The sequence below is a fragment of the Kitasatospora sp. NPDC101155 genome, from assembly GCF_044768305.1.
In the GTDB taxonomy this organism is placed as follows: Bacteria; Actinomycetota; Actinomycetes; order Streptomycetales; family Streptomycetaceae; genus Kitasatospora.
The window spans coordinates 264,387-290,425 of the sequence record NZ_JBIWPN010000009.1; the positions used below are offsets into that span (position 1 = coordinate 264,387).

Consider the following 26,039-nt stretch of genomic DNA (forward strand, 5'->3'; position numbering starts at 1 on the left):
GGACGGTTCGAGGCAGGTCGGGACAGCTGGGGCCGGGGCCCGCGGATTCGTCCGCGGACCCCGGCCTCTGTCGTGTCCGGGCCCGGTGCGCCGTCCCGGTCCGCCGCTTCCGGGGCTCAGTCCTCCAGCCGGAAGCCGACCTTGATGCACACCTGGTAGTGCTTGATCCGGCCGTCCTCCAGATGGCCCCGGACCTGCGAGACCTCGAACCAGTCGAGGTTGCGCAGCGTCCGGGAGGCCCGTTCCACCCCGTTGCGGATCGCGGCGTCGACGCTCTCGGTCGAGGACCCGACGATCTCGGTCACCCGGTACACATGGTCGGTCATGGCGGACTCCCTCAGCTGTGCGACGGCCCCGGGTCCACCGTGCACCGCCCCCGCCCGGCCCGCACCCCGACGGCCGTCGGCGGGTGTCCGGGAGGTGCCAGGGCGCGCCCTAGAACGCCGCCCGGACCTGCCCGACCGGGACACCGCCGCCGAGCAGCGGGGCCGCGCCGATCCGCTCGACGGTGTCCTCCACGCCGGTCACCCCGAGCCGGCGCAGCGCGGCCGCCAGCACCGGCCCGCGGGCTCGCTCGGCGCCGTCGTCGATCTTGAAGGCGAGCGCCCGCCCGTCCGGCAGCGCGACCACCTGGACGGCCTCGGCGCCCATCTTGGACAGTGCGCCCGGGACGGCCCGCATCAGCCAGGTGTCGGCCCGACGGGTGCCGGCCACGTACTCGGGGTGGGCGCGCATCGCGTCGGCCACGCGGCGCGGCGCGGTGCCCTCGGCGGCCAGCACCAGGCCGCGGTAGCTGCGGGCCAGGCCGGTCAGCGTCACGGCCAGCAGCGGGGCACCGCAGCCGTCCACACCGGCGTGCGCGGGGGCCTCGCCGGTGCCCTCCTCCAGGGCCTCGCGGGCCAGGCGCTGGATCGGGTGGGCCGGGTCGAGGTAGCCCTCGGTGTCCCAGCCGTTGGCGACGCAGGCGGCCAGCCAGCCGGCGTGCTTGCCGGAGCAGTCCATCAGGATCGGGGCGCGGCGGCCGCCGGTGCCGAGCAGCAGCTCCGCCTCGGTCTCGTCCAGCGGAAGGTCGGCCGGGGTCCGCAGGGCGGTCTCGTCGAGCCCGGCGGAGCCGAGGATGGCCCGGACCCCGTCCAGGTGAAACGATTCCGCGGAGTGGCTGGAGGCCGCCAGCGCCAGCAGCTCGCCCTCGATCGCCAGCCCGGCCCGCAGGGTGGCCACCGCCTGGAACGGCTTGGCCGTCGAGCGGGGGAAGACCGGCGCGTCGGGGTCGCCCAGCGCGAACTCCACCGAGCCGTCGGCGGCGAGCAGGACCAGCGAGCCGTGGTGGCGGCCCTCGGTGAAGCCCGAGCGTATGACCTCGGCGAGCACGGGCGGGGTGGCGGACTGGGACATCGGGGGAGCCTTCCGGGGCGAGGGTGGACCGGGAGGAAGCCGGACCGCACCCGCCCTCGACGACTCACCCGGTCAGAGCGGCCTCTCCGAGAGCAGGTCGTCGACCCGTGCTTCCCCATCACGGTACCTGCGGGTGATCTCGGCATTGCAACCGTCGGCCGTCCGCAGCAGCCGCTGGCGCCGCCCGGAGACCTCGCGCTCGTGCGCGCGCAGCCGCTCCAGGGCGGCCGACAGCTCCTCGGCGGGGTGCGCGGCGAGGTCGGCGAGCTGGACGTCGCCCATCAGCGCGTCCGCCTCCAGCTGGGACTCCTGGGTGCGCGGCGGGCCGAGGGTGACGTGCCGGGCGGAGCGCCGCACGGTGGAGGGCGCGTCGGTCAGGATGGCCGGCAGCCGGTCCAGCAGGTCGCCGCCGCGACCCTCGCCGGTCGGCGGGGCGCCGCTCCCCTCGCCGCCCGTTCGGGCGGGGTGGTCGGGGCCGCAGCCGGGGCGCCGGTCGAGCTCGGCGCGCAGGATGTCCATCCGTCCGTGCAGCAGCCGCCGCAGGTAGGACAGGTCGGCCTCCTGCTCCAGGGTCTCCCGGCGCAGCACCCGCAGCTGGTCCAGGCCCAGCCGTTCCAGTTCGGGTTCGCCGTCCGGGACGGCCGCCCAGGAAGGGTCCCCGGGGGCCTGCGCCACCTGTCCGGAGCGGTTCCGCGCCGCGCTGCTCGCGTCCATCATCCAGCCCACCTGCCGTCGTCCGATCCCGCCCGCTCGCGGCACCCCGTCCCTGCCGCCGGTCCGGCCCGTCCCCCGACGGGCCCGCGCGTCCCGTCCGTTGGCACGCCCGGGGGCCCCGAAGGGTTCCGTCCCCCGGCTGGAACCACCCACCGGGGCGACCCGGCCAGAACGCCTGACCTACCGGCTCGACCGCCCGGCCGAACCCGGGCCCGGTGCGGCGGACCTCCAGGCGCGCCGGGCCCTTCGTACGGTTCCCCAGCGTGCCACCCCACCCGGCGCGCGCGCACCGCCCGTGCACCCGAACGGCCCCCTGGCGAACGGGGGTGGCTGATATGACCGGCCCTTTCCGCAGGAAGAAGCGCGCCCGAACCTGCGCAGGCGCGCGCCGCACGGCGTGTGCCATCCCTGTGCGCGCCCCAGACTTGCGCCCCGAGGGGCTACGGGGGCGGTGCGGTGCTCCGGCACAATGGCGGCATGCGAGCAGTGGTGCAGCGAGTGACCGAGGCCCGGGTGACCGTGGCCGGAGAGACCGTCGGCGCGATCGAGGGGCCCGGGCTGTGCGTCCTGGTCGGCGTCACCCACGAGGACACCCCGGCGAAGGCGGCCCAGCTGGCCCGCAAGCTCTGGACCTTGCGGATCCTGCCGCCTTCCCCCCGAGCCGAAGGCCGCGCCGACGCCGAAAGCGAGGAGCGACAAGCGACCGACGAAGGAGGGAGCGCCGGAGCGACGACCGTCGGCGTCGGATCCGGAGCGGCCGGAGGCGAGCGGGGGAACCACCGCGAGGGCGTGGAGCAGAGTTGCTCGGACATCGGCGGCCCGCTGCTGGTGATCAGCCAGTTCACCCTCTACGGGGACGCCCGCAAGGGCCGCCGCCCCACCTGGACCGCCGCCGCCCCCGGGCCGGTCGCCGAGCCATTGGTGGACGAGGTGGTCGCCCAGCTGCGCGCGCTGGGCGCCAAGGTGGAGACGGGCCGGTTCGGCTCCGACATGCAGGTGGCGCTGGTGAACGACGGCCCGTTCACCGTCCTCGTCGAGGTCTGAGCCCCGGATCCGCTACTGCGGGACGATCACGTCCTGGGTGCCCGGCACCGTCCCGGCCAGCAGCACCGCGTCCACCGGGACGTTCCGCTTGACGATCGCCAGCGCGATCGGCCCCAGCTCGTGGTGCCGGGCCGAGGAGGTCACGAAGCCCAGCGCCCGCCCGTCCGGGTCGGCGGCCAGCCGCACCTCGGTGCCGTGCGGGGGCAGGGTCTCCTCGGTGCCGTCCAGGTGCAGGAAGACCAGCCGGCGCGGCGGGCGGCCCAGGTTGTGCACCCGGGCGACGGTCTCCTGGCCGCGGTAGCAGCCCTTCTGCAGGTGGACGGCGGTGCGCAGCCAGTCCACCTCGTGCGGGATGGTCCGGTGGTCGGTCTCGAAGCCCAGCCGGGGCCGGTGGCCCTCGATCCGCAGCGCCTCGTACGCCCAGACCCCGGCCGCCGGGCCGTACCCGGCGGTGAGCTCCTCCAGCTCCGCGCGCGGCAGGAACAGGTCCCGACCGTAGGGGAGTTCGCGCACGGCGGCGGCGCCCTCGACGGAGGCGGTGGAGCCGGCCGGCAGGTGGACCAGGGCGTAGTCGGCGGTCGCGTCGGCGACCTCCACCCGGTAGAAGAACTTCATGCTCTCCAGGTAGGCGACCAGCGCGCCCTGGGTGCCCGGCTCGACGTGCGCCCAGGTGGTGGTGCCGTCGTCGACCAGGTAGAGCGCGTGCTCCACGTGCCCGTGCGGGGAGAGCACCAGCGCTTCGGTGGCGTGCTGCGGCCGCAGCTCGCTGACGTGCTGGGTGAGCAGCAGGTGCAGCCAGGAGAGCCGGTCGTCGCCGGTGACGGTGACCACGCCGCGGTGCGAGAGGTCCACGAAGCCGGCGCCCTGTGACAGGTTCCGTTGCTCGCGGAAGATGTCGCCGTAGTGGGCGGCGACACCCTCGTCGGCCCCCTCGGCGGGGACGGCTCCGGGCAGGGCAAGCAGCGGGCTCTTCTCACCGGTCATACCGGCCAGCTTACGACCGGCCGTCCACGCGCCCGGCGGTGCAGTCGGCGCAGCGGCCGAAGATGGCGAAATGCTTGAGGTCGGTGTCGAAGCCGTGCTCCTCGCGCAGCCGGTCGATCAGCGGCTGGGCGATCTCGGTGCCGGTCTCGGTGACCTTCTCGCAGTCCCGGCAGACCAGGTGCAGGTGGTGGTGGCGGCCGGCCAGGTGGTAGGTCGGGGCGCCGTGGCCGAGGTGGGCGTGCGAGACCAGGCCCAGCTCCTCCAGCAGCTCCAGGGTCCGGTAGACGGTGGAGATGTTGACGCCGCTGGCGGTCTTGCGGACGTGGCAGAGGATGTCGTCGGGGGTGGCGTGGTCGAGGACGTCGACGGCCTCCAGCACGAGCTGCCGCTGCGGGGTCAGCCGGTAGCCGCGCTCGCGCAGGTCGGCCTTCCAGTCGCCGGAGAGCTGCCAGTCGGTGGTGCCGGTGTCCGCCACGGTGCTGTCCCTGTCAAGGTCGGGGGTCCTGATGCAAGTGTAGGGACCGGCCGCGGGCCGGTCCCTACCTCGTGCGCGGGCCTGACGTGAGCTGTGCCTACTTGAGCTGTGTCTACTTGAAGAAGGCGATGCCGTCGTCCGGCAGGTCGTTGATGTCCTTGATCAGCTGGGCCGGGCTGAGCACCTTCTTCAGCTGCGCGGACATGTACGGGCGCAGCGGCACGTTCGGGGCGGCCTTCTCGCCGACCCAGAGCAGCTCGCCGTTGACGAAGCCGTACAGCCGCTTGCCGCCGGAGTACTCCGGGGAGCCCTCGATCCGGGCCACCGCGTCGGTGGAGACGTCGACCTGAGGCTTGCCGTCGGCCAGCTCGCCGTACCAGATCTCGACCGTGCCGTCGTCGCGGACGGAGGAGATCTCGATCCCGCGGGCGCCGGTGGTGCCGTCGGTGTTGCTGGTGATGCGCCAGAAGGCGTGCTCGTTCTCCAGCGGACGGACCTTCTCGCCCTCCTCGTTCAGCACCCAGGTGCGGGAGCGGAACTCCAGGAAGGGCCGGCCGTCGTGACGGATCACGATCTCCTGGCCGAAGTTGCACTTCTCCGTGCCCGGGCCCCCCTCATTGGGCAGAGGGGCGTAGACGCCCGCGCCCTCCCAGGTGCCGAGGAGGAAGGCGAGCGGGACGACGTCCTTGTGGAGGTCAGAGGGGATCTCGATCATGTTCCTGGTCGCTGTCGTGGTCGGTGCGGTCTGCCTCAACCGTACGGCAGGCTCAGCGCTGGCCCTGGTACAGCTTCATCACCGAGAAGATGGCGAACCAGGTGATCAGCACGGCCATGAAGGCCAGCAGACCGTCGAAGAACATTTCCAGACCGGACACGGGGGGCTCCCAGGCGGCGACAGTGTGGTGGATTTTGCTGGCGCTCACTCTATCCGCCGGGCTTCGGCCGGTCGCGGTGAGCCCCGCCACGTCGTGGTTCGCGCCCCGCGCTCCGGCGCCGCTCAAGGTTTCCCCAAAGGGCCCAAGGTTTACCCAAGGGATTCCGGGATGACGGCGGGCCGGGACGGCGGGACCTCTAAGGTGGCGCCATGTCGAAGAAGCTCGTCATCAAGGTCACCGCCGGGGCGGACGCGCCGGAGCGGTGCTCGCAGGCGTTCACGGTGGCGGCCGTGGCCGTCGCCAGCGGGATCGAGGTCTCGCTCTGGCTGACCGGGGAGTCCTCCTGGTTCGCCCTGCCGGGGAAGGCGGCGGAGTTCGAGCTGCCGCACGCGGCGCCACTGCCGGACCTGCTGGAGTCGATCCTGGCGGCCGGCTCCGTGACGCTGTGCACCCAGTGCGCGGCCCGACGCGGGATCGAGCAGAAGGACACGGTCGAGGGCGTCCGGATCGCGGGCGCGCAGGTCTTCGTCAGCGAGATCATGTCGGACGGCGTCCAGGCGCTCGTGTACTAGGCCTCCGGACCTCTCCGGCCCCTGAGGCCTGTCTGGCCTAGGGCCGTCCTCCCGAGGAGTCGCGCGGCTCGTGGTCGGGGCGGTCCCGGTCGTGACCGGGGTCGTCCCACTTCGGGTCGTCCCAGCGCGGGTCGTTCCACCAATCGTCGTCCGGGTCCCGCTTGTTGGCGAACACCGCGGCGGCCGGCGGGATGACCATCGCGACCACGCACAGGGCGACCGCGGCACCCACCGAGAAGAACCGCACCACGCCCCAGGCCATGACGAACAGGCCCAGGCACACGCCCATCATGGCGAAGTAGAAACGCCGCCGACGCCTTCCCTGCACCTCTCCACGGTACGGCCGAGGGCCCTGCCGCGGCAGGGCCCTCGGGGTGATCGTCCGATCCGGTCAGACCGCGATCGCGACCTCGACGGCGGTGCCCTGGGAGGCCACCACCTGACGGTCCACGGTCTGGCCCGGGACCAGCGCCCGCAGGGTCCACTTGCCCGGGCGGGCGAAGAACCGGAACTGGCCGGTCGCCGAGGTGGGCACCTCGGCGGTGAACTCGCCGCCCTCGTCCAGCAGCCGGACGTAGCCGTTGACCGGCTCACCGTCGCGGGTCACCGAACCCTGGATGATCGTCTCGTTCGCCACGTCAACTCCTGCCAGGTCCGGGCCGCCGGCCTTCGCACCGCACATGTCTGTCTTCCCTTCTGACTTACAGGTCGAGCCGGAGGCTCAGTTGCTGCCGAGCTCGATCGGCACGCCGACCAGGCTGCCGTACTCGGTCCACGAACCGTCGTAGTTCTTCACGTTCTGCTGGTCGAGCAGCTCGTGCAGCACGAACCAGGTGAGCGCGGAGCGCTCGCCGATCCGGCAGTAGGCGATGGTGTCCTTCGCCAGGTCGATGCCCTCGGCCTCGTACAGGGCCTTGAGCTCCTCGTCGCTCTTGAAGGTGCCGTCGTCGTTGGCGTTCTTGGCCCACGGGATGTTGCGGGCGCTCGGCACGTGGCCGGGGCGCTGCGACTGCTCCTGCGGGAGGTGGGCCGGGGCGAGCAGCTTGCCGGAGAACTCGTCGGGCGAGCGGACGTCGACCAGGTTGAGGGTGCCGATGGCGGCGATCACGTCGTCGCGGAAGGCGCGGATCGAGGCGTCGGCGGGCTGCGCCGCGTACTCGGTGGCCGGGCGGGCCGGGACCTCGGAGACCAGGTCGCGGGAGTCCAGCTCCCACTTCTTGCGGCCGCCGTCCAGCAGGCGGACGTCGCCGTGGCCGTACAGCTTGAAGTACCAGTAGGCGTACGAGGCGAACCAGTTGTTGTTGCCGCCGTAGAGCACGACGGTGTCGTCGTTGGCGATGCCCTTGGCGCTGAGCAGCGCCTCGAAGCCGGCCTGGTCGATGAAGTCGCGACGGACCGGGTCCTGGAGGTCCTTCTTCCAGTCGATCCGGACGGCGTTGCGGATGTGGTTCTTGTCGTACGCGGAGGTGTCCTCGTCGACCTCGACGATGACGACCTTCGGGTCGTCCAGGTGGGCCTGGATCCAGTCGGCGTCGACCAGGACGTCGCTGCGGCTCATGGTGATGTTCTCCATCCGAGGGCGGTTGGCGGAAGGTGCTGCTCAGCAGGGGTACTGCAGGGGTGCCCGGACGGATGCGGTCCGAAATCCTGTCCGAATGATGGGACGGATGGGGTGAACCGGGACGGCCGGGCGGGGAGTTGCGGAGTACGGCGGCAACCGCTGGCCCGAACAGCCGGGCGAGGTCGCCGTAGAGATCGGCGGCGGGCGTCAACTGCCCTGCCAGGACGCCGACTTAGCGCATTCGACACAGACAGGCGGCCACGCGGCACAGGTCGACCGCCCGCCGCTTCGTGAGATCCGTCTGTCGCTTCATGCCGACGATGCTAGGGACACCCGAGGCCCGCTGTCATTAGCGTATCGAATATCGAGATCGAAACGACCGAATACCGGGATTTGGCTGGGATGCGACCGAGCGGGCACCGGCCGGGCTCCCGGCCGCGGCACACAACGGGCGGAAACGGAACCGCTCCGCGGTCCGCGCTGGACAGCGCGTCTCGCAGAGCGGAACGAAGGCGGGACGGAGGCGAAACAGAGACGGAGCGGGGCCGCGTCAGCCCAGCAGCTTGACGCCCTTGCCCTCGAAGGACAGCTGGAGGCCCTCCGGCAACGGCGTCGCGCCGTCCTTCTCGGCCAGCTTCAGCCCGGCCGGCATCGAGTCGAGGGTGAAACTGGCCGGCTGGATCTTCCGGTTGGTGAACCCGGCGAGCATCTCGGCCAGCGAGCTCAGCTTGAGGCCGTCCACGGTGATGGTGTTGCCCTCGTTGTGCACGGTCGCCTCGCCGACCGAGACCGGCCCCAGCGAGGCCTTGATCTTGCCCGGCCCGCCGTACGACAGGCTCAGCCGGGAGTTGCCGCCGCCCGGCAGCGGGGCGCCGCCCAGCAGCTCGGAGGCCGGCGGCAGCAGCTGGGCGAGGTCCTGGTAGGAGATCACGCCGCTGCCGGTGCCGTCGTCCACGGTGGCGCTGTTCAGGTTGTCGCTCACCTCGACCCCGGAGAGCTTGGCCTTGAAGGAGTGCAGCGCCACCTGGTGGCCGTTGTTCTGGACCGTCAGGCCGTCCGAGGAGATCCGGACGTCGTCCAGCTTCTTCGAGATCACCTGGGTCAGGAACGGGAAGCCCTCGATCGTCACGTCCGGCCGCTGACTCATCTGGCCGCTCTTCACCATCCGGTCGGCGGCCTCGTCCTCGGCCACCCCGACCGCGATCCGGTCGGCGCCCACCAGCAGCCCGGAGAGCACCACCAGGGCGATCGTCGCCTTCAGCCATCCGCGCATCGTGTCCCCCGTCGTCGCCGGTCGCTGTCGTCGTCTGCTGTGGTCTGTCGCTGTTCCCTGGCGGCCGCCTGCCGCGGCCGCTCCCGCACGACCGTACGACGTCCCGCCCCGGAACGTGGTTCCGGGGCGGGAGATCGAAGTGACGTACCCGGCTCAGCCGGCCAGCAGGTCGGTGGCGATCCAGATCAGCGGCGCGGACACCGCCAGCGGCAGCGCCACGCCCGCCGTCATGTGCACGAAGCGGGACGGGAAGTCGTACGCCGCGACCCGGCGGCCGACCAGCGCGCCCAGCCCGGCGAGCGCCCCCAGGGCCAGCGGCGCGCCCACCAGGAAGCCCAGCAGCACCGCCGCGACCAGGCCCAGCACCGGGCCCAGCTGCTTCGGACCGGGCAGCGGCGCCGCCGCCAGCAGGGTGGCAAGCGCGACCGCGCCCACCCCGGCCGGCACCCACTCGGCCAGCAGCAGCGTGGTGCACAGCGCCGTCACCACGGTGGCCGAGCCCAGCACGGTCAGCGCGTAGAAGCGCTCCTTCGGGTCCGACGGGCGGAACGTCTGCAGCACCAGGACCAGCAGGAAGAACCCGCCCAGGGTGCCCACCACGGCCGCCACGCCGCCGTTGGAGTCCGCCAGCAGCACCGCCACGTCGGCGGTGAGCCCGGCCAGCGCGGCGAGCAGGATGCCCTGGCGGGCCGGCCACATGCCGTTCAGCCGGAACCAGCCGGCCGCCGTCAGCAGCTGCAGCAGCGCGACCACCAGGGCCAGCGCCACCTGGCCCAGCGCGGCGCCGCCGGCCAGCAGCGCGGCCACGCCGGCCGTGATCAGGGCGGGCTGCAGGCCCGGGTCGATGATCGGCGAACCGGTCCGGCCGCGCGGGGCGGCGGCGGGCGGCGGGGCGACCGGCAGCGGCTGCGCCGGGGCGGCCGCGTACGGCTGGGCACCGGGAGCGCCGGGCATGCCGGGCACCTGGCCGGGCAGCGGGGCGGTCGGGCACTTGAGCGTCATGGTCGGCGGGTCGAAGCCAGGCCCGGCAGGGGCCGCGGGAGCCACGGGCGGCATGGGCGCCGCGGGCGCGGCGGCCTGCTGCGGGGCGGGCTGCGGCGCCGGGGCCCGGTGCCGCGCCCGGGCCGGCGGCGGCTGCTGCTGCGGGTACGACTGCGGCTGCGCCGGCGGCCGTCCGAGGTGCTGCGGCGGGGCGACCGGCATCGCGCCGGAGACCGTGACCGGCGGGAGCAGCGTGGTCGCGGCCGCGTCGTCCATCGGGGGCACCGGCGGGAGCAGCGTGGTCGCGGCCGCGTCGTCCATCGGGGGCACCGGCGGCAGCAGCGTGGTCGCCGCCTCGTCGTCCACCGGATAGCCGAACGGGTGCGGCTGCGGGTGGTGCTGCCCGTACTGCGGGTGCGAATAGGGCTGCTGGGGCTGCTGCGGCCAGTTGCCGTAGCCGCCGCCGTGGTTCGGGTTGTTCATGTCCGTCACGCCGCTCAGCCTCCCGCGAACGGCGGGAGGACCTCGACCGTCCCGCCCTCGGTCAGGGCGACGGTCACGTGGTCCCGGCCGCCCACCTGGGCGCCGTCGACCAGGTACGAGCAGTGCCCGAGCAGCTGGACGAGCTTCGGCCGGTCCGCGTGCCGCTCCTTGGCCGCCGCCAGCGCCTCCGCCAGGGTCACCGCCTCGTACGGCTCCTCGGCCAGCCCGGCCTCGGACTTCGCCGCCGCCCAGTAGCGGATCGTCCCGCGCACCCGGGCGCCGCTCGCGGGCTCGGTGGTCGCGCCCATCGGGCCACCCCTTCCGTTCGTCCTCGCCCGGCCCCGGTGACCCGGTCCGGCTCGCCACCGGCGCGGCCGCCCGACCACCCGAACGATGGACCCGCGCAGCGCCGCCGATGTGCGTCCCATGATGGCGTGTCCGCCGTCGCGACCGGCAATCGCCCTGGCCGGACGGGTGCGCGACGGCGCTCGAAGCTGTGTCCAGGCTCACCCGGCGCGCGCCCGGATTGGGCGAACCGCCGGATTCGCGCACTCCCGGCACGGGAGCGGGTCGGCTATCCTCAACCACCAAGAGGGATCCGGGCAGAGTCGCCCCCGGGTCCTTTTGTGCTTTCAGGACGCCAGTACGGACGTTCTTTCGATTCGTCGGCCCACCCCCGGCGCGTCGCAGGAACCGCCCCGCCTCTCGCGGCACAAGGACGTGCCGGGCCGGCGGGGTGTCGTCACCCGGCGCCGGGCCGCCACCCGGTACCGGACCTGACCGGAGGGTTCGCGGGATGAACAGGACAGAAGCGGTGCGCCAGGGGTTGCGGGACCCCCGGTGCGCTGTCCGCACCCCCGGCGCCCACCCGGAACGCGTCCTCCCCCTCACCCTCGCGTCGCCCGCTGCCGCCCCTCCGGGGACGATCCCCCAGCCTCCGGCCGGGGGGACCCCCATCGCGCGACGCCCCGTCGATCGTGCGCCATTCGGCTGTGGCGGCAGCCGCAACGCGACCACGACGACCCGGAAAGGGGACCACCGGGTATGAGTTCTCTCCTCCTCCTCACCAATGCGCTGCAACCGTCAGCGGAAGTACTGCCGGCCCTCGGCCTGCTGCTGCACAACGTCCGGGTGGCCCCCGCCGAGGGGTCCGCCCTGGTGGACACCCCCAGTGCGGACGTCATCCTGGTCGACGGGCGGCGCGACCTCCCGCAGATCCGCAGCCTGTGCCAGCTGCTGCGCTCCACCGGCATCGGCTGCCCGCTGATCCTGGTGGTCACCGAGGGCGGCCTGGCCGCCGTGACCGCCGAGTGGGGCATCGACGACGTCCTGCTGGACACCGCCGGCCCGGCCGAGGTCGAGGCCCGGCTGCGGCTCGCGCTCGGCCGGCTCCAGGTCGCCGTCGACGACAGCCCGATGGAGATCCGCAACGGCGACCTCTCGGTCGACGAGGCCACCTACTCCGCCAAGCTCAAGGGCCGGGCGCTCGACCTCACCTTCAAGGAGTTCGAGCTGATCAAGTACCTCGCCCAGCACCCCGGCCGGGTCTTCACCCGGGCGCAGCTGCTGCAGGAGGTCTGGGGCTACGACTACTTCGGCGGCACCCGGACCGTGGACGTCCACGTCCGGCGCCTGCGCGCCAAGCTCGGCGTCGAGCACGAGCAGCTGATCGGCACCGTGCGCAACGTCGGCTACCGCTTCGTCGTCCCGGAGAAGCCCGAGAAGGGCGAGCGTCCCGAGCTCGCCCAGCGCCCCTCCGCGCCACTGGAGGCCTGACCCCGGCGCCGGGCGGGCCGTCCCCCGCCCGGCTCGTCCGGATTGCGCCCGGTGTGCCCCGGGGCGGCCCCAGGTCCCACTGCCGCCCCGGGGGCCACACGCGTAGACTCCCCCCGTGGCCAAGGTGACGCGCGACGATGTAGCCCGACTGGCTGGGACCTCGACCGCGGTCGTCAGCTACGTGATCAACAACGGGCCGCGCCCGGTCGCGCCCGCGACCCGGGAGAAGGTCCTCGCGGCGATCGAGCAGCTCGGCTACCGGCCGAACAGCGTCGCCCAGGCGATGGCCTCCCGTCGGACCAACCTGATCGGCATGGTCGTCCCGGACGCCCGCCAGCCCTTCTTCGCCGAGATGGCGCACGCCGTGGAACGGGCCGCCTCCGAGCGCGGCAAGCTCGTACTGATCGGCAACTCCGACTACGTGGACGACCGCGAGGTCCACTACGTCCGCGCCTTCCTCGGCATGCGGGTCTCCGGCCTGATCCTGGTCAGCCAGGGCCCCTCGCAGCGCGCCGCCGAGGAGTTCGCCGCGATGGAGGGGGCGAAGGTGGTGCTGCTGCACCGCCGGCCCGAGGCGATCGACGACGTCGCGGTGGTCACCGACGACGTGGGCGGCGCCGAGGCCGTCGTCCGCCACCTGCTGGAGGTGCACGGGCACCCGTACGTCGCCTGCTTCGGCGGCCCGGTCGAGTCCCCGGCCCCCGGCGACCCGGTCATCGACCACGTCGAGGGCTGGCAGCGCGCCATGGACGCGCACGGCGTCCCCACCGAGCCGCACCTGATCGACGCGCCCTTCCACCGCTACGGCGCCTACGACGTCGCGCTCGGCCTGCTGAGCTCGCCGGACCGGCCCCGGGCGATCTTCTGCTCCACCGACGACCAGGCCATCGGCGTGCTGCGGGCCGCCCGCGAGGTCGGCCTGCGCGTCCCGGAGGACCTCGCGGTGGCCGGCTTCGACGACGTGCCCGAGGCCGCGCTCGCCGACCCGCCGCTGACCACCGTCGCCTCCGACCGCGACGCGATGGCCCGGGCCGCCGTGGACCTGGTGCTGGACGACTCGCTGATGGTCCCCGGCTCGGACACCGAGCGGGTCCGCAAGTTCCCGTCCCGCCTGGTCATCCGCCGTTCCTGCGGCTGCGACGGAGCGGCCCCCGGCCGGGCCTCGACGGAATAGTCGATTCCGCTCCGAAGGTGGCCTGACCAGGCTTTATGAGAACCGAACGGGCTTCTCGGACCCTTCTGAGCCGCTTCTCATCCGGTCCTCATCCGCCAGGCGGACCTTGGTCGGCATGAGCGAACAGCAGCAGCACCACCCCGGCGAGCACCACGACCCGTACCCGCGCCGCGTCATCGAGGGCACCGTGCTCGGCGGCGGCACCGGAAGCACCGGGAGCACCGACCCCCGCGCCGGGTACGCCTACCACGAGGACCACTCCGGCGGCAGCTTCGACGGACCGCCCCCTCCCCCGCCGATCCCGCCCGAGCCGCCCACCGTCCTCGGCCACCCCTCGGGCCCCTCGGACCCCGGCCACGGCAGCCGGGCCAGGCGCGGCCTGCTGCGCGGACGGCTCGCCCTGGTGACCGCCGTCGCCGCGATCGCCGCCGTCATCGGCGGGGTCGCCGGCGGGGTCGTCACCGCCGACCGGCAGTCCTCCGGCAACCGCGTCGGCACCATCGCCAGCCCGGTCGCCGCCCGCTCCGACGGCAGCGCCGACGTGCCGGCCATCGCCGCCGCCGTGTCGCCCAGCGTCGTCCAGATCACCGTCAAGAGCGGCAACGGCACCGCCACCGGCACCGGCGTCGTCCTGAACACCGGCGGCCAGATCCTCACCAACTTCCACGTGATCGACACCGCGGCCGGCGGCGGCCGGATCACCGTCACCTTCAAGGACGGCTCCACCGCGCCCGCCACCGTCACCGGCACCGACAAGAACCTCGACGCCGCCGTGATCACCGCGACCGGCGGCAAGAAGCTCACCCCCGCCGTCCTCGGCGACTCCTCCGCCATGGCCGTCGGCGACCCCGTCGTGGCCATCGGCAACCCCGACGGCCTCACCGGCACCGTCACCTCCGGCATCATCAGCGCCGAGAACCGCGACGTCACCGTCCAGCTCGACGAGGGCAGCACCGGCAACAACGGCGGCTTCGGCTTCCCCAACCTGCCCGGCCTGCGCGGCAGCATCCCGCAGCAGCAGAGCGGCGGCGACACCACCACCTACAAGGCCTTCCAGACCGACGCCGCCCTCAACCCCGGCAACTCCGGCGGCCCGCTGATCAACGCCAACGGCCAGGTCATCGCCATCAACTCGGCCATGTACGCCCCCAACGGCGCCAACTCCACCGCCGGCGGCGGCAGCAGCACGGCCGGCAGCGTCGGCCTCGGCTTCGCCATCCCGATCAACGACATCAAGCAGGTCCTGCCGAAGCTCGAAGCCGGCCAGAACCTGTGAGCCACAATCCGTAAGAGCCGGTAGGAGTCCGCGAGGCGGACAATTACTCCCAGCAGGCCCTCCACCCGACGAGAAAGGGCACCAGCCCATGACCCCGTCCGCCGACGACCGCACCCCCGCCGAGGCCGGCCACCCGTCCGCCCGGCTCCTCGTGGTCGACGACGAACCCGCCCTCCGGGACGCCCTGGAGAGCAGCCTCGCCTTCGAGGGCTACGAGGTCGCCACCGCCACCGACGGCTACGAGGCGCTGGAGTCCGTCGAACGCGACAAGCCCGACCTCGTCCTGCTGGACATCATGATGCCCCGGATGGACGGCCTCACCGCCGTCCGCCGGATGCGCTCCCGCGGCGACACCGTCCCGGTGCTGATGCTCACCGCCCGTGACGCCGTCGGCGACCGCGTCACCGGCCTCGACGTCGGCGCCGACGACTACCTCGCCAAGCCCTTCGAGCTCGACGAACTGCTCGCCCGCGTCCGCGCCCTGCTGCGCCGCAACGCCCTCGCCGCCGAGGCCGCCGCCCGCGCCGCCGCCGAGGACGAGAGCGAGGTGCTCGCCTTCACCGACCTGCGGATGAACACCGCCACCCGCGAGGTGACCCGCGCCGGCAAGCCGGTCGAACTCACCCGCACCGAGTTCATGCTGCTGGAGATGTTCCTCTCCCACCCCCGCCAGGTCCTCACCCGCGAGCAGATCCTCAAGGCGGTCTGGGGCTTCGACTTCGAGCCCTCCTCCAACTCCCTGGACGTGTACGTGATGTACCTGCGCCGCAAGACCGAGCAGGGCGGCATGCCGCGCCTCATCCAGACCGTACGAGGCGTCGGCTACGCCCTGCGCCCTGCCGCCGGCACGAGCGCGTGAGCACCGTTCCGCCTCCCCCTCTGGCACCGCCCCGCGCGCCCGGTCGCCGCAGGCGCGTCGTCCGCTGGCTCCGCTCCCGCTCGCTGCGCGGCCGCCTCGCCTTCCTGAGCGCGGCGGCGGTGGCGGTCGCCATCGCGATGTCGGCGCTGGCGTGCTGGTTCATCGTGGACAAGCAGCTGTACGACCAGGTCCGGACGGACCTGCTGAACTCTCCGCAACCCCGCCCCGCCCCTGTGCTGTACTGCGCCTCCTCCCCGGAGGCGGCGCTGACGCCACAGGGAACCTCGCCGTCCGAGAGCAACGGTCCCGTACTCAGAGACGTCCAGTTCGTTCTGGCGAACACCGGCCAGGTCTGCTTCCCCGAACCCGCGAGCCGAGCCGTCGTACTCAAGTCGAGCGACACCGCGGCATACCACCTCAAACCCGGCCAGTCGATCATCCGCGACGGCACGTACACCAACGGCGATCCTGCCGTCGTCCGCATCTCCACCTTCCAGAACCACTCCCTCGGCCCGGTGCTGGTGATGGTCGCCACCCCCACCCAGTCCGTCGAGAGCTCCCTCCAGGGCCTCGCCATCCTCCTCGGCGCCGTCTCCCTCGGCGGCATCCTCCTCGCCGCCGTCGCCGGACGCCTGGTGGCCCACTCCTCCCTCAAGCCCGTCGACCGACTCACCGACGCCGTCGAGCACATCGCCCGCACCGAGGAGGTCGGCACCACCATCCCGGTGCACGGGGACGACGAGATCGCCCGCCTGTCCACCTCCTTCAACTCCATGAGCACCGCCCTCGCCAACTCCCGCGAGCGCCAGACCCGGCTGATCGCCGACGCGGGCCACGAGCTCCGTACGCCCCTCACCTCGCTGCGCACCAACGTCGACCTGCTGATCCGCAGCAACGACACCGGCCGCCCGCTGCCCCCGGCGACCAAGACCAAGCTGCTCGGCAACATGAAGGCGCAGATGCAGGAACTCACCGTCCTGATCGGTGACCTGCTCCAGCTCTCCCGCCCCGACGCCCCGAAGGCCGGCCCCGACCTCACCGTGGTCGCCCTGCACGAGATCGCCGGGCGGGCCGTCGAGCGGGCGAAGCTGCGCGGGCCGGGGCTGGTCTTCGAGACGAGCACCGAGCCCTGGTTCGTGCACGGCGACGCGGCCGGGCTGGAGCGTGCCGTGATCAACCTGCTGGACAACGCGGTCAAGTACAGCCCGCCCGGCGGCACCATCGAAGTGCGACTGCAGCAGGGCGTGCTGACCGTCCGCGACCACGGCCCGGGCATACCGCCGGACGAGCTGCAGTACGTCTTCGACCGGTTCTGGCGCTCCCCCTCCTCGCGCCAACTGCCCGGCTCCGGCCTGGGGTTGTCGATCGTCGCGCAGAGCGTGCGGGAGGCGGGCGGCGAGGTCACCCTCGGCCCGGCCGGGGACGGCGGCCCCGGCGCGCTGGCCACCGTACGGCTGCCCGGCGGGCCGGCGCCCGAATAGCGGAAAAGCCCGAACAGCGGAAAACAGGACGGGCGGGGCGCCCCGACAGCGCCCCGCCCGTCCCTCAGGATCGGCTCACGGTCAGTCGATGTCGCTGCCCGGGCCGAGGACCTTGATCCGGTCCTGCGTCGGCGGCTTGAGCGGCGAGGCCGCCGAGCTGCGGGCCGCCAGGTAGGCCGTGAAGACGTCCAGGTCGGAGGCGCCGACGAGCTTGTCGGTGCCGGCCGCGAAGGCCGGGAAGCCGTCGCCGCCGCCGGCCAGGAACTCGTTGGCCGCGACCCGGTACTTGGCGGCCGGGTCGACCGGGGCGCCGTTCAGCCGGATCGAGTCGACGAGGACCCGGTCCGCGCCGGTCTTGCGCATGTCCAGGGTGTAGTGCAGGTTCGAGGACGCCTGGAGCACCTTCGGCGCGGCGTCGTTGAGGCCGCTGACCTGCTGCTGGAGCAGCTGGATCAGCTGGGCGCCGGTCAGCGTCTTGACCTGCATCATGTTGGTGAACGGCTGGACGGTGAACGCCTCGCCGTAGGTCACCACGCCGTCGCCCTCACTCCCCGAGGCCTTGTAGACCAGGTCGGAGCGGATGCCGCCGGGGTTCATGAAGGCCACCTGCGCCCCGCCCTTGGGCGCCGGGGCGAGCCCCTCCAGCTGCGCGTCGGCGATCACGTCGCCGAGCGGCTTCTCCAGGTCGCCGCTGCCACGGCCGTTGATGTCCGAGGAGATGTAGCCGATCGGGCGGTTGGCGATCGGGGCGGCCAGCTTCTCGTAGCGGTTGATCAGCTCCGTCATGTCCGGAGCCTTCTCGACCGTGCGGCGCACCACGTGGTTCTCGGCCCTGACCGAGGGACGCACGATCTCGCCGGTGGTCTTGTCCAGCTTCATGTCGATCTCGGTGAACAGCCGGCCGAAGGAGGCGGCACTGGTCACCGAGCGCGGCACGCCGTTGGGGTCGGGGATGGTGCAGGCGTACGCGTTGTGGGTGTGGCCGGTGACGATGGCGCCGACCGCCGGGTCGATCTTCTTGGCGATGTCGACGATCGGACCGGAGATGCCCTGGCCGGCCGGGCCGCAGTCGTAGTTGTAGACGTTGCTCGCCGGGTAGCCGCCCTCGTGGATCAGCGCGACGATCGAGTTGACGCCCTTGGCCTTCAGCTCCGCGGCGTACTTGTTGATCGTGGAGACCTCGTTGGCGAACTTCAGGCCCTTGACGCCCTCGGCGGTCACGATGTTCGGCGTGCCCTCCAGGGTGACGCCGATGAAGCCGATCTTCACACCCTGCGACTTGGTCACCCAGTACGGGGGCAGCAGCGGCTTGCCGGTCTGCTCGTCGGTGACGTTCGCCGACAGGTAGTTGAAGTTGGCGCCCTTGAAGGTGCGGCCGGGCTCGTAGCAGCCGTCGGTCGGGTGGCAGCCGCCCTCCTGCTTGCGCAGCAGCTCCGCCGCGCCCTGGTCGAACTCGTGGTTGCCCACGGAGGTGACGTCCAGGCCGAGCTTGTCCATCGCCTCGATGGTGGGCTCGTCGTGGAACAGCGCCGAGGTGAGCGGGCTGGCGCCGACGATGTCGCCGGCCGCGACGGTGATCGAGTCGTCGGCCGGGATCCGGGCCCGGCGCAGCTCGGTGGCCAGGTACTCGATGCCGCCGGCCGGGGTCGAGACGACCTGACCGGTGGCCGGGTCGACCTCCTTGACCGTGCCGGAGGACCCGGCCGGCGGCTCCAGGTTGCCGTGGAAGTCGTTGATCGCCAGCAGCTGGAGGTTGACGGTCTTGTGGCGCTTGGCGTTGGCGTCGGCGGCCTGGGCGGCCGTCGGCACGGCCACCGTGCCGAACAGACCTGCGGCGGCGACGACGGCGAGCGCCGTCCGTCGTGATCTGACGGTGAGCATGAGGGGTCCCCTGCACCTTGGAGGAGCGCCGGGCGGCGGACAGCACCGGCGTTCGGGCATGTGTTGTGCGTGTGCAGCCTAGAGTCAACGCGCGTAGCTGTCAGGGCGTCGGACGTAACAAGACGATTACCTGCTGACGAACCGTCGCCGTCCGAGTGGTGCGCGGACCGCGGAGAAGCCGCCCCCGGCGTCCCGGCCGGGGCGCCGCTCACACCCCCGGCTCGGCCGCCAACTGCCGTTCGGCCCGCACCCGTTCGGCCACCGCGTCCTCGGTCATCGCGCGGTCGGTGTACACCAGCGGCCGCTCGGTCTCGGTGATGATGTGCTTGACCACCTGGACGTTGCCGTTGACGTCCCAGACCGCGATGCCGGGCGAGAGGGTCGGGATGATCTCCACCGCCCAGCGCGGCAGACCCAGCACCCGGCCGGTGGCCCGCGCCTCCTCGGCCTTCTGCATGTAGATCGTCCGGGTGGAGGCCATCTTCAGGATCGCCGAGGCCTCCCTGGCCGCGGCGCCGTCCACCACGTCCGACAGGTGGTGGACCACCGCGACGAAGGACAGGCCGAGCCGGCGGCCGAACTTCAGCAGCCGCTGGAACAGCTGGGCCACGAACGGGCTGTTGATGATGTGCCAGGCCTCTTCGACCAGGAAGATGCGCTTCTTCCTGTCCGGCCGGATCCACGTGTGCTCCAGCCACACCCCGACGATCGCCATCAGGATCGGCATCGCGATCGAGTTGCGGTCGATGTGCGAGAGGTCGAAGACGATCAGCGGCGCGTCCAGGTCGATGCCCTCGGTGGTCGACCCGTCGAACATGCCGCGCAGGTCACCGTCGACCAGCCGGTCCAGCACCAGCGCCACGTCCAGACCCCAGGACTGCACCTCGTCCACCGCCACGCCCAGCGACTCCACCGACGACAGGTCGGGGTTGCGCAGGGTGTCGATGATGTCGTCCAGCACCGGCTGACGATCCTTCACCGAGGCCACCACATGGGCGTGCGCGGCCTTCAGCGCGAACCCGGCCCGCTCCTCCAGGCCGCGACCCATCGCCACCTCGATGATGGTGCGCAGCAGCGACAGCTGGCCGGTCTGGGTGATCGCCGGGTCCAGCGGATTGAGCTTCACCCCGCCGTCCCGGGCCGCCATCGGGTCCAGCCGGATCGACTTTATGCCCAGCGCGTTGGCGATCAGGTTCCACTCGCCGACGCCGTCCTCACCCTGCGCGTCGAGCACCACGACCTGGCGGTCGCGGAACCTCAACTGCCGCAGCACGTACGTCTTCTCCAGTGCCGACTTGCCGTTGCCGGACTCGCCCAGCACCAGCCAGTGCGGGGCCGGCAGCTGCTGCCCGTACAGCTGGAAGGGGTCGTACACGTACCCCTTGCCGCTGTACACCTCACGCCCGATGATCACGCCCGAGTCGCCCAACCCCGGCGCCGCGGTGGGCAGGTAGACGGCCTGCGCCTGGCCGGTGGAGGTGCGCACCGGCAGCCGGGTGGTCTCCACCTTGCCGAACATCAGGCTGGTGAACGCGTCGGTGAGGTTGCCGAGCGCCATGGGCGGCCTCCTGGTGCCAGCGGTAGGGGTGGACGAGCGCAGTGGGTGGGAAAGCGCAGCGGGTGAACGTGCGCGGCGGTCAGCGGCGGATGCCGGTGGCGAACGGCAGGGTGTTGACGAAGGCCCGGTGGTGCTCGCGGTCGCACCACTCCAGCTTGAGGTAGCTCTTGCCGGCCGAGGCCCGGATGGTCCGCTTGTCGCGGGCCAACGCCTCGGGGTTGCGCGAGGAGACCGTGATGTAGCCGACCAGGTTCACCCCGGCCGCGCCGGAGGCCAGGTCGTCACCGCGCTGGTCCACCCGACCGGTGTGGGCCAGGTCGCGCGGGTCGACCGTGCGGTTCATCTTGGCCGCGCGGCTGGCCTCCGCCTCGTCGTTGGTCTTCTCGGTCAGCATCCGCTCGATCGCGACGTCGGTGGGCTCCAGGTCCATCGTCACCGCGACCGTGCGGATCACGTCCGGGGTGTGCACCAGCAGCGGCGCCAGGAAGTTGACGCCCACCGGGGTGAGCGGCCACTCCTTGATCCACGCGGTGGCGTGGCACCACGGCTCCCGGGTCGCCGACTCGCGGGTCTTCGCACTCAGGTACTGCGGGTGGGTCGCGTCCAGCTCGGCCGGCCAGGCGTTGCGCCGGGACATTGCCTGGATGTGGTCGATCGGGTGGTCCGGGTCGTACATCGAGTGCAGCAGCGAGGAGAGCCGGGCCTGCCCCAGCGGCTGGCGCACCCGGATGTCCGCCTCGGCCAGCCGGGCACAGATGTCGGTCAGCTCGCGGGCCATCACGGCCGCCAGCCCGTCGTCGTCCCGGGACGGGCCGCCGGCGGCACGCTTCTCATAGGCACTGCGCCCCATCGCGTGCGCCTCGGCGGCCAGGTCGCGGGTGTAGTGCATGCAGGCCACCAGGTACGCCCGGTGCTGCTCCGAGGAGGTCGACACCATCGACTGCAGCTGGTCGTACGACTCCTTCAGCCAGCGCGGGGCGTCGTGGTCGCCGCGCCGCTCCACGTCCTTGGCGTGCGCGTCCGGGTCGGCCGGCAGGGTGCGGGCCAGGATCTGCAGCCGGGTCACGAAGCCGTCCCCGTTGGCGACGTGCTTCAGCAGCGTGCCGAAGCGGTCGACCAGCGCCTCCTGGTCCTCCGAGTCGCGCAGGCCCACGCCCGGGCCCTCGATCTCGATCGCGGCGGTCACCGTCCGCCGCTCCAGGTGCATCAGCACCCCGACCTCGTCCGGCCCGAACGGCGCGGTCAGCCAGCGCAGCCGCCCCACCCCGGGCGGCGGGCCGATCTCCACCTCGCGGCCGTCCATCCGGGTGCCCGCGTCCATCGCGTCCGACCGCCACAGCCCGCGTCCGCTGCGGGCCGTCCGACGGTAGGTGCGGTTGATCTCCACCCACTTGTAGAAGGTCCGCTTGCGGTACGGCACGTAGACCGCCGCGATGGCCAGCAGGGGCAGGCCGAGCAGACCGCCGATCCGCAGCGGCAGGATCGGCATCAGCAGGCCCCAGAGCATCCCGAGGAACGCGCCGAAGATGATCAGCAGGATCTCCCCGGACTCCCGGTTCCTGCCGATCACCGCATTCGGGCGGGCCTTGCCGATCAGGTAGGTGCGGCGCTGGTGCACGTACGGCTGGGCGTACTGGGCACCGTACTGGCCGAGTGGTTCGCTGCTCACTTACCCGTCACCCTCCCTTCGCTGGATTGCTGTCGCGGATCGGAACCGGGGCCTGCGGCGGCCCGGCCTGCGGCGGTGGGGCGGGCGTCCGGCCGGCGTGCGCGGCAATGCCGGGCGCGACCGAACCGCCGCCCGCACCCCCGCCACCCGAGCCGGCCGCCTGCGGACCGCGGTCGCCGTGGGTGGTGATGCCCTGCTTCATCAGGTTCGCGGTGCCGTTGATCATCGCCGAGCCGGCCTGCACCGCGCTGGCCCGGGCCCGACGCATGTTCAGCATCTCGTCACCGAAGGACGGGACGAAGCGGTACACCGCGGCGCTCGCGAAGATCGACAGGAACAGGATCGCCAGCCCGGACAGCACCCGGGAGAAGTCGTCGTTGACCCCGGCGCCGGTCGCCACCGCGCCCGCCAGGCCCAGGATGATCACGATGATCGGCTTCGCCAGGTCCACCGCCAGCATCATCCCGGCCCAGCGGCGCACGTGCTTCCACAACTGCCGGTCCACCAGCCCCGCGTACACCGCCGTCCCCAGCAGTGCGCCCACGTACAGCATCGCCGCCCGGATCACCAGCTCGATCCAGAGCACCGCCGCCGCCAGCACCGCGACCAGCGACACTATGACCAGGATCAGCGGGCCGCCGCCGACGTCCCCCTTCTCCAGGGTGTCGGCGAACCCGCCCAGGTACGTCCCGGTGTCCGACTTCGTCCCGACCGCGATCGCCTTGGTCAGCCCGTCCGTCACGCTCACCACGGTGAACAGGATCAGCGGCGTGAACGCGGAGGCCACCACGGTCAGCCACAGGAAGCCGATCGCCTCCGAGATCGCGGTCGTCAGCGGCGCCCCCCGCACCGCCCGCTTGGTCACCGCCAGCAGCCACAGCACCAGCGTGATCACCGTCGACACCGCGAACACCACGGCGTACTGCTGCAGGAACGACGCATTGGTGAAGTCCACCTGCGTCGTCCCGTCGATCGCCCCGGACAGCTTCCGCACCACCCAGGCCGCCGCCTGGGCACAGCCCTTGGCGAGCGAGCCGAGCGGATCGGTCACGTTGTTGACGGTGCCGCCGCCGGGCAGCGAGCCGCCACCAGGCTTGTCGACGCAGAGGATGCCGTTCCCGGAGATCGGCAGGTCGGGGCAGTTGGGGTTCGCGGTACCAGTGGGTGTCGGCGTCGGTGTCGGCTCGGCGAACACCCGCTGGGCCGCCAGCATCGCCGTCACCTGGAGCGTGGCCAACAAACCGGCCACCGTGCCCGCGCGGCGTGCGGTGGAACGACGTGAGGTCTGGTCAACGGGCATAGCGGAACCCCCCGAACTGCTGGACGGCGCCGGTGATCTCCTCGGCGGTGGCGGCCTGCTGGTCTCCGGGCATCGGCGCGGGCCCCTGCCTGCTGGCGAAGTCGGTGAGCTTCCAGTCGCTGCCCGCCCAGTGGAGCGAGAGCGTGAGGGTGAACCAGTTCGCGGTCACCGGCTGGACGGAGTGTTCGCCGGCGAGGCCGGTGAGGCCGGTGCACCACACCTCGACCTTGGCGTCCGCGTCGTTGTAGCCCGTCGACTTGGTGCCGACCGGGACGGTGCGGCTGACGAAGGTGAGGCCCTTGGGGGCCCGGCCCTGGGCGTCGAGGCCGTAGCGGGCCGCGGTGTCACCGCCGAATCCCTGGTCCAGCCGGCTCTGCAGCGCGCCCACCGCCCCCGGGTCGGCGATGGTGGCGATGATGCCGTGGCGGCTGTCGGCGCGGAACATGTCCGCGGAGCCGACCGCCACCGCGTAGTTGGTGGCGGCGGACTGGGCGCCCTGTTCGGTGTGCGGGAAGCCGGAGGCGATGCCGTTGACGGTGGTGCCGACGGGCTGGTCGCCGCTGGGGGGCGGACCGGCGCCGGCGGGGGCGCTGGGGGCGGCGCGGTCCGCGGAGCCGCCGCCGCTGCTGCCGGGGTCGGGTTTGCTGCGGTTGGCGATGGAGATGGCCACGACGAGCAGGGTGACGACCACAAGGACGGTCAGCAGGGCCCGCAGCGGGCGTGACTGACCGAGGGGCGGCGGTGAGGAGGGCTGTTCGCCGACCGGCAGCCGCGTACGGGTGTGCGGCTGGTCGTCGGACAACGGCACGGCGGCCCTCCTGGTGCGGGGAGCCGGGGCGGCTCCGGGGGCCCTCCGTCCGGGGGCGGGCGCGGACGGGGGGTGGGAACGGGGGTGGACTCCTGGGCGGGTCGGCCACTGGGGAGGTACGGGCGGGAACCTGTCCTCAGGCGGGCCGACTCACTGCTGCCTGATCGTCAGATCGTCAGATCGCCATGCCGTAGACAATGGTGAACAGAGTGCCGAGTGATCCAATGATGAACACGCCGGTCAGCCCGGCAATGATCAGCCCCTTGCCCTGTTCGGCGCCGAAGCTGTCACGCATCGCGGTCGCACCGATCCGCTGTTTGGCGGCACCCCAGACCGCGATGCCGAGGCAGGCGAGGATGGCGACGGCCATGATGACCTCGACCATCACCCGGGCCTCCGACCCGAGGCTCGCGAACGGCCCCCAGTCCGGGGCGATTCCGCCGATGATGGTGTCGATGCTCGGCTTCTTGGGTGGGTCGTCGGCCAGGTGGCCGACCGCATAGGTGTGCACGCTGCTCAGGTTCATTTCCATCTCACCGCCCGATCAGGCAAATTCAAGGGCCCTGACCCCGCCCGCGCGAAGGGTCGGTGCCTATTCTTGGCCAGATCTGATGTCGACTTGGCTACTTCTCGCGGATTGGTCGTGAGGCACCGGACACGTACGCGAGGATGTCCACCGTACGAAGGATAGCGCTCACTCTTTGTATCTCTGATGATTGCGGTGAGCAACGCCTTCCGGGACACTTCGACTGACGATTCGTCGGGATGGTGCTGATGGTACTCCGGAAGGCCGGTACGGCCGCCGCCGCTGCGGGAGTTGTCGCGTTCGGGTTCATCGGTCTGGTGACGATGGGGACCTATGCGGCGAGTGGGACGCCACAGCAGTCGGCGAATCGTTCCGCCCTCTCTCCGGGAACCGTTCCGGCCGCCTACCAGGACGCGATCCAGAAGTGGGGATCGCTCTGCCCGGAGATCTCCCCGCCGATGCTCGCGGCGCAGCTGTACCAGGAAAGCGGTTTCGACCCCAAGGCCCAATCCGGCGTCGGGGCGCAGGGAATGGCGCAGTTCATGCCGGACACCTGGCCGGTGTACGCCACGGACGGCGACGGGGACGGCAAGAAAGACGTCTGGAACCCGTACGACGCGATCGCCACGGCGGCGGTCTACGACTGCGCGCTGGCCAAGGACGTCGCCGGTGTGCCGGGCGACCCGCAGGCCAACATGCTGGCCGCCTACAACGCCGGCCCGTACGCGGTGACGAAGAACAGGGGCATCCCTCCGTACAAGGAGACCCAGGGCTACGTGCGGAACATCCAGGCGATGGCCCGCAGTTTCACCGCGCCGACCGCGCCGGTGGAGGTCTCCGCGCAGTCGGCGGCCGCGATCTACTTCGCGCAGACCAAGCTCGGTACGCCGTACATGTGGGGCGGTGAGGGCCTGCCCTCGCAGAACGGGCAGTTCGACTGCTCCGGGCTCACCCAGGCCGCGTACGGCAGCGTGGGCATCACCCTGCCCCGGGTGGCCAACGACCAGTGGTACGCCGGTCCGCACCCGTCGCGCGATCAGCTGCGGCCGGGGGACCTGGTGTTCTTCGCGACGGACCTGGGCGATCCGCGCAGCATCCACCACGTCGGGATCTACGTCGGCGGCGGCTACATGATCAACGCGCCGCACACCAATGCGGTGATCCGCTACGACAAGATCGACACCAGGGAGTACATCGGCGCGACCCGGGTCACCTCGGACGGCGCCCAGGCGCTGCCGACCCGCAACAACAGCGGCGCGGTCAACGCTCCGAGCCGCCCCGGCACGACCGCCCCGTCCGCGCCCGCCACCCCGGCGGTCGCCGCCCCGCCCGCGCCGGCCGGGCCGGGCCGACCCGTCGGGGGCGGCTGAGCCG

At 72.3% G+C, this 26,039-nt stretch carries 27 protein-coding genes; 8 read left to right on the forward strand and 19 right to left on the reverse strand.

Going from position 1 to position 26,039, the window contains the following annotated elements:
- Positions 1-116: 116 nt before the first annotated feature.
- The 3 genes from ACIRYZ_RS16730 to ACIRYZ_RS16740 all read right to left on the reverse strand — a co-directional run bounded on the left by ACIRYZ_RS16730 (position 117) and on the right by ACIRYZ_RS16740 (position 2,112).
- Positions 117-326, reverse strand: a complete 210-nt coding sequence (locus ACIRYZ_RS16730; protein WP_030288965.1) for a dodecin — start codon at positions 324-326, stop codon at positions 117-119.
- A gap of 109 nt (positions 327-435) precedes the next feature.
- Positions 436-1,395, reverse strand: a complete 960-nt coding sequence (locus tag ACIRYZ_RS16735; RefSeq protein WP_402944551.1) for an asparaginase — start codon at positions 1,393-1,395, stop codon at positions 436-438.
- Between the two features lie 72 nt (positions 1,396-1,467).
- Positions 1,468-2,112 carry an ABC transporter substrate-binding protein gene (locus ACIRYZ_RS16740; RefSeq protein WP_402944553.1) on the reverse strand — a complete coding sequence of 215 codons (645 nt, stop codon included), beginning with the start codon at positions 2,110-2,112 and terminating at the stop codon, positions 1,468-1,470.
- Between the two features lie 474 nt (positions 2,113-2,586).
- Between ACIRYZ_RS16740 and ACIRYZ_RS16745 the strand changes: the two genes are divergently transcribed.
- Positions 2,587-3,153 (forward strand): D-aminoacyl-tRNA deacylase, encoded by a 567-nt coding sequence (locus ACIRYZ_RS16745; protein ID WP_402944555.1) that lies wholly within the window; start codon positions 2,587-2,589, stop codon positions 3,151-3,153.
- A gap of 12 nt (positions 3,154-3,165) precedes the next feature.
- Here ACIRYZ_RS16745 and ACIRYZ_RS16750 read toward each other — a convergent pair whose 3' ends face one another.
- The 3 genes from ACIRYZ_RS16750 to ACIRYZ_RS16760 all read right to left on the reverse strand — a co-directional run bounded on the left by ACIRYZ_RS16750 (position 3,166) and on the right by ACIRYZ_RS16760 (position 5,327).
- The gene (locus ACIRYZ_RS16750; RefSeq protein ID WP_393031751.1) at positions 3,166-4,137 is read right to left on the reverse strand and encodes a YgfZ/GcvT domain-containing protein; all 972 of its coding nucleotides are present in this window, start codon (positions 4,135-4,137) and stop codon (positions 3,166-3,168) included.
- A 10-nt stretch (positions 4,138-4,147) separates the two neighbouring features.
- Positions 4,148-4,612 (reverse strand): Fur family transcriptional regulator, encoded by a 465-nt coding sequence (locus ACIRYZ_RS16755; RefSeq protein WP_402944557.1) that lies wholly within the window; start codon positions 4,610-4,612, stop codon positions 4,148-4,150.
- Between the two features lie 112 nt (positions 4,613-4,724).
- On the reverse strand, positions 4,725-5,327 hold the full coding sequence (locus ACIRYZ_RS16760) for an FABP family protein (RefSeq protein ID WP_355671367.1): 603 nt from the start codon (positions 5,325-5,327) through the stop codon (positions 4,725-4,727).
- A 369-nt stretch (positions 5,328-5,696) separates the two neighbouring features.
- On the opposite strand from ACIRYZ_RS16760, the gene ACIRYZ_RS16765 reads away from it, so the two are divergent.
- Positions 5,697-6,059 (forward strand): DsrE family protein, encoded by a 363-nt coding sequence (locus ACIRYZ_RS16765; protein ID WP_380613195.1) that lies wholly within the window; start codon positions 5,697-5,699, stop codon positions 6,057-6,059.
- Between the two features lie 37 nt (positions 6,060-6,096).
- Here ACIRYZ_RS16765 and ACIRYZ_RS16770 read toward each other — a convergent pair whose 3' ends face one another.
- The 7 genes from ACIRYZ_RS16770 to ACIRYZ_RS16800 all read right to left on the reverse strand — a co-directional run bounded on the left by ACIRYZ_RS16770 (position 6,097) and on the right by ACIRYZ_RS16800 (position 10,665).
- Positions 6,097-6,351: a hypothetical protein gene (locus tag ACIRYZ_RS16770; RefSeq protein WP_402944648.1), complete on the reverse strand. Its 255-nt coding sequence runs from the start codon at positions 6,349-6,351 to the stop codon at positions 6,097-6,099.
- 99 nt (positions 6,352-6,450) lie between these two features.
- Positions 6,451-6,741, reverse strand: a complete 291-nt coding sequence (locus tag ACIRYZ_RS16775) for a DUF1416 domain-containing protein (RefSeq protein ID WP_030059605.1) — start codon at positions 6,739-6,741, stop codon at positions 6,451-6,453.
- Positions 6,742-6,780: 39 nt separating this feature from the next.
- A complete protein-coding gene (locus ACIRYZ_RS16780) occupies positions 6,781-7,617 on the reverse strand; it encodes a sulfurtransferase (RefSeq protein ID WP_402944560.1) in 837 nt (278 codons plus the stop codon).
- 235 nt (positions 7,618-7,852) lie between these two features.
- The gene (locus tag ACIRYZ_RS16785) at positions 7,853-7,933 is read right to left on the reverse strand and encodes an Ms5788A family Cys-rich leader peptide (protein ID WP_350517234.1); all 81 of its coding nucleotides are present in this window, start codon (positions 7,931-7,933) and stop codon (positions 7,853-7,855) included.
- A gap of 237 nt (positions 7,934-8,170) precedes the next feature.
- Entirely contained in the window at positions 8,171-8,893 is a 723-nt protein-coding gene (locus ACIRYZ_RS16790) for a DUF2993 domain-containing protein (protein ID WP_393031733.1), read from the reverse strand.
- Between the two features lie 153 nt (positions 8,894-9,046).
- Complete coding sequence (locus tag ACIRYZ_RS16795) at positions 9,047-10,366, reverse strand: hypothetical protein (protein ID WP_402944564.1); 1,320 nt, start codon at positions 10,364-10,366, stop codon at positions 9,047-9,049.
- 5 nt (positions 10,367-10,371) lie between these two features.
- Positions 10,372-10,665, reverse strand: coding sequence for a MoaD/ThiS family protein (locus tag ACIRYZ_RS16800; protein WP_393031727.1), 294 nt, complete (start codon positions 10,663-10,665; stop codon positions 10,372-10,374).
- Positions 10,666-11,401: 736 nt separating this feature from the next.
- On the opposite strand from ACIRYZ_RS16800, the gene ACIRYZ_RS16805 reads away from it, so the two are divergent.
- The 5 genes from ACIRYZ_RS16805 to ACIRYZ_RS16825 all read left to right on the forward strand — a co-directional run bounded on the left by ACIRYZ_RS16805 (position 11,402) and on the right by ACIRYZ_RS16825 (position 16,923).
- A complete protein-coding gene (locus ACIRYZ_RS16805; protein WP_402944566.1) occupies positions 11,402-12,133 on the forward strand; it encodes a response regulator transcription factor in 732 nt (243 codons plus the stop codon).
- Positions 12,134-12,248: 115 nt separating this feature from the next.
- Positions 12,249-13,307 carry a LacI family DNA-binding transcriptional regulator gene (locus ACIRYZ_RS16810; protein WP_402944569.1) on the forward strand — a complete coding sequence of 353 codons (1,059 nt, stop codon included), beginning with the start codon at positions 12,249-12,251 and terminating at the stop codon, positions 13,305-13,307.
- Positions 13,308-13,422: 115 nt separating this feature from the next.
- Positions 13,423-14,583, forward strand: coding sequence for a S1C family serine protease (locus ACIRYZ_RS16815; protein WP_402944572.1), 1,161 nt, complete (start codon positions 13,423-13,425; stop codon positions 14,581-14,583).
- Between the two features lie 88 nt (positions 14,584-14,671).
- On the forward strand, positions 14,672-15,442 hold the full coding sequence (locus ACIRYZ_RS16820; RefSeq protein ID WP_402944574.1) for a response regulator transcription factor: 771 nt from the start codon (positions 14,672-14,674) through the stop codon (positions 15,440-15,442).
- Entirely contained in the window at positions 15,439-16,923 is a 1,485-nt protein-coding gene (locus ACIRYZ_RS16825; RefSeq protein WP_402944576.1) for a sensor histidine kinase, read from the forward strand. Before ACIRYZ_RS16820 ends, ACIRYZ_RS16825 begins: the two co-directional genes overlap by 4 nt.
- An 81-nt stretch (positions 16,924-17,004) precedes the next feature.
- Here the strand turns inward: ACIRYZ_RS16825 and ACIRYZ_RS16830 are convergent, their stop codons facing one another.
- The 6 genes from ACIRYZ_RS16830 to ACIRYZ_RS16855 all read right to left on the reverse strand — a co-directional run bounded on the left by ACIRYZ_RS16830 (position 17,005) and on the right by ACIRYZ_RS16855 (position 24,665).
- On the reverse strand, positions 17,005-18,804 hold the full coding sequence (locus ACIRYZ_RS16830; RefSeq protein ID WP_402944578.1) for a bifunctional metallophosphatase/5'-nucleotidase: 1,800 nt from the start codon (positions 18,802-18,804) through the stop codon (positions 17,005-17,007).
- A 208-nt stretch (positions 18,805-19,012) separates the two neighbouring features.
- A complete protein-coding gene (locus ACIRYZ_RS16835) occupies positions 19,013-20,362 on the reverse strand; it encodes an ATP-binding protein (RefSeq protein WP_402944581.1) in 1,350 nt (449 codons plus the stop codon).
- A gap of 79 nt (positions 20,363-20,441) precedes the next feature.
- Positions 20,442-22,031, reverse strand: coding sequence for an SCO6880 family protein (locus ACIRYZ_RS16840; RefSeq protein ID WP_402944584.1), 1,590 nt, complete (start codon positions 22,029-22,031; stop codon positions 20,442-20,444).
- 7 nt (positions 22,032-22,038) lie between these two features.
- Entirely contained in the window at positions 22,039-23,331 is a 1,293-nt protein-coding gene (locus ACIRYZ_RS16845) for a hypothetical protein (protein ID WP_402944586.1), read from the reverse strand.
- The gene (locus tag ACIRYZ_RS16850) at positions 23,321-24,139 is read right to left on the reverse strand and encodes a hypothetical protein (RefSeq protein ID WP_402944588.1); all 819 of its coding nucleotides are present in this window, start codon (positions 24,137-24,139) and stop codon (positions 23,321-23,323) included. The genes ACIRYZ_RS16845 and ACIRYZ_RS16850 overlap by 11 nt, the downstream gene beginning before the upstream one ends.
- Positions 24,140-24,314: 175 nt before the next feature.
- Positions 24,315-24,665 (reverse strand): hypothetical protein, encoded by a 351-nt coding sequence (locus ACIRYZ_RS16855; RefSeq protein ID WP_393031697.1) that lies wholly within the window; start codon positions 24,663-24,665, stop codon positions 24,315-24,317.
- A gap of 248 nt (positions 24,666-24,913) precedes the next feature.
- Here ACIRYZ_RS16855 and ACIRYZ_RS16860 point away from each other — a divergent pair, with 248 nt between their 5' ends.
- Entirely contained in the window at positions 24,914-26,035 is a 1,122-nt protein-coding gene (locus tag ACIRYZ_RS16860; protein WP_402944590.1) for an NlpC/P60 family protein, read from the forward strand.
- Positions 26,036-26,039 lie beyond the last annotated feature (4 nt).

Excerpts from the sequence above, each read along its gene's own strand:
- ACIRYZ_RS16730 (WP_030288965.1), bottom strand. The coding sequence starts at position 326 with ATGACCGACCATGTGTACCGGGTGACCGAGATCGTCGGGTCCTCGACC.
- ACIRYZ_RS16735 (WP_402944551.1), bottom strand. The coding sequence starts at position 1,395 with ATGTCCCAGTCCGCCACCCCGCCCGTGCTCGCCGAGGTCATACGCTCG.
- ACIRYZ_RS16740 (WP_402944553.1), bottom strand. The coding sequence starts at position 2,112 with ATGATGGACGCGAGCAGCGCGGCGCGGAACCGCTCCGGACAGGTGGCG.
- ACIRYZ_RS16745 (WP_402944555.1), top strand. The coding sequence starts at position 2,587 with ATGCGAGCAGTGGTGCAGCGAGTGACCGAGGCCCGGGTGACCGTGGCC.
- ACIRYZ_RS16750 (WP_393031751.1), bottom strand. The coding sequence starts at position 4,137 with ATGACCGGTGAGAAGAGCCCGCTGCTTGCCCTGCCCGGAGCCGTCCCC.
- ACIRYZ_RS16760 (WP_355671367.1), bottom strand. The coding sequence starts at position 5,327 with ATGATCGAGATCCCCTCTGACCTCCACAAGGACGTCGTCCCGCTCGCC.
- ACIRYZ_RS16765 (WP_380613195.1), top strand. The coding sequence starts at position 5,697 with ATGTCGAAGAAGCTCGTCATCAAGGTCACCGCCGGGGCGGACGCGCCG.
- ACIRYZ_RS16770 (WP_402944648.1), bottom strand. The coding sequence starts at position 6,351 with ATGATGGGCGTGTGCCTGGGCCTGTTCGTCATGGCCTGGGGCGTGGTG.
- ACIRYZ_RS16775 (WP_030059605.1), bottom strand. The coding sequence starts at position 6,741 with ATGTGCGGTGCGAAGGCCGGCGGCCCGGACCTGGCAGGAGTTGACGTG.
- ACIRYZ_RS16780 (WP_402944560.1), bottom strand. The coding sequence starts at position 7,617 with ATGAGCCGCAGCGACGTCCTGGTCGACGCCGACTGGATCCAGGCCCAC.
- ACIRYZ_RS16785 (WP_350517234.1), bottom strand. The coding sequence starts at position 7,933 with ATGAAGCGACAGACGGATCTCACGAAGCGGCGGGCGGTCGACCTGTGC.
- ACIRYZ_RS16790 (WP_393031733.1), bottom strand. The coding sequence starts at position 8,893 with ATGCGCGGATGGCTGAAGGCGACGATCGCCCTGGTGGTGCTCTCCGGG.
- ACIRYZ_RS16800 (WP_393031727.1), bottom strand. The coding sequence starts at position 10,665 with ATGGGCGCGACCACCGAGCCCGCGAGCGGCGCCCGGGTGCGCGGGACG.
- ACIRYZ_RS16805 (WP_402944566.1), top strand. The coding sequence starts at position 11,402 with ATGAGTTCTCTCCTCCTCCTCACCAATGCGCTGCAACCGTCAGCGGAA.
- ACIRYZ_RS16815 (WP_402944572.1), top strand. The coding sequence starts at position 13,423 with ATGAGCGAACAGCAGCAGCACCACCCCGGCGAGCACCACGACCCGTAC.
- ACIRYZ_RS16820 (WP_402944574.1), top strand. The coding sequence starts at position 14,672 with ATGACCCCGTCCGCCGACGACCGCACCCCCGCCGAGGCCGGCCACCCG.
- ACIRYZ_RS16830 (WP_402944578.1), bottom strand. The coding sequence starts at position 18,804 with ATGCTCACCGTCAGATCACGACGGACGGCGCTCGCCGTCGTCGCCGCC.
- ACIRYZ_RS16835 (WP_402944581.1), bottom strand. The coding sequence starts at position 20,362 with ATGGCGCTCGGCAACCTCACCGACGCGTTCACCAGCCTGATGTTCGGC.
- ACIRYZ_RS16845 (WP_402944586.1), bottom strand. The coding sequence starts at position 23,331 with ATGCCCGTTGACCAGACCTCACGTCGTTCCACCGCACGCCGCGCGGGC.
- ACIRYZ_RS16855 (WP_393031697.1), bottom strand. The coding sequence starts at position 24,665 with ATGAACCTGAGCAGCGTGCACACCTATGCGGTCGGCCACCTGGCCGAC.
- ACIRYZ_RS16860 (WP_402944590.1), top strand. The coding sequence starts at position 24,914 with ATGGTACTCCGGAAGGCCGGTACGGCCGCCGCCGCTGCGGGAGTTGTC.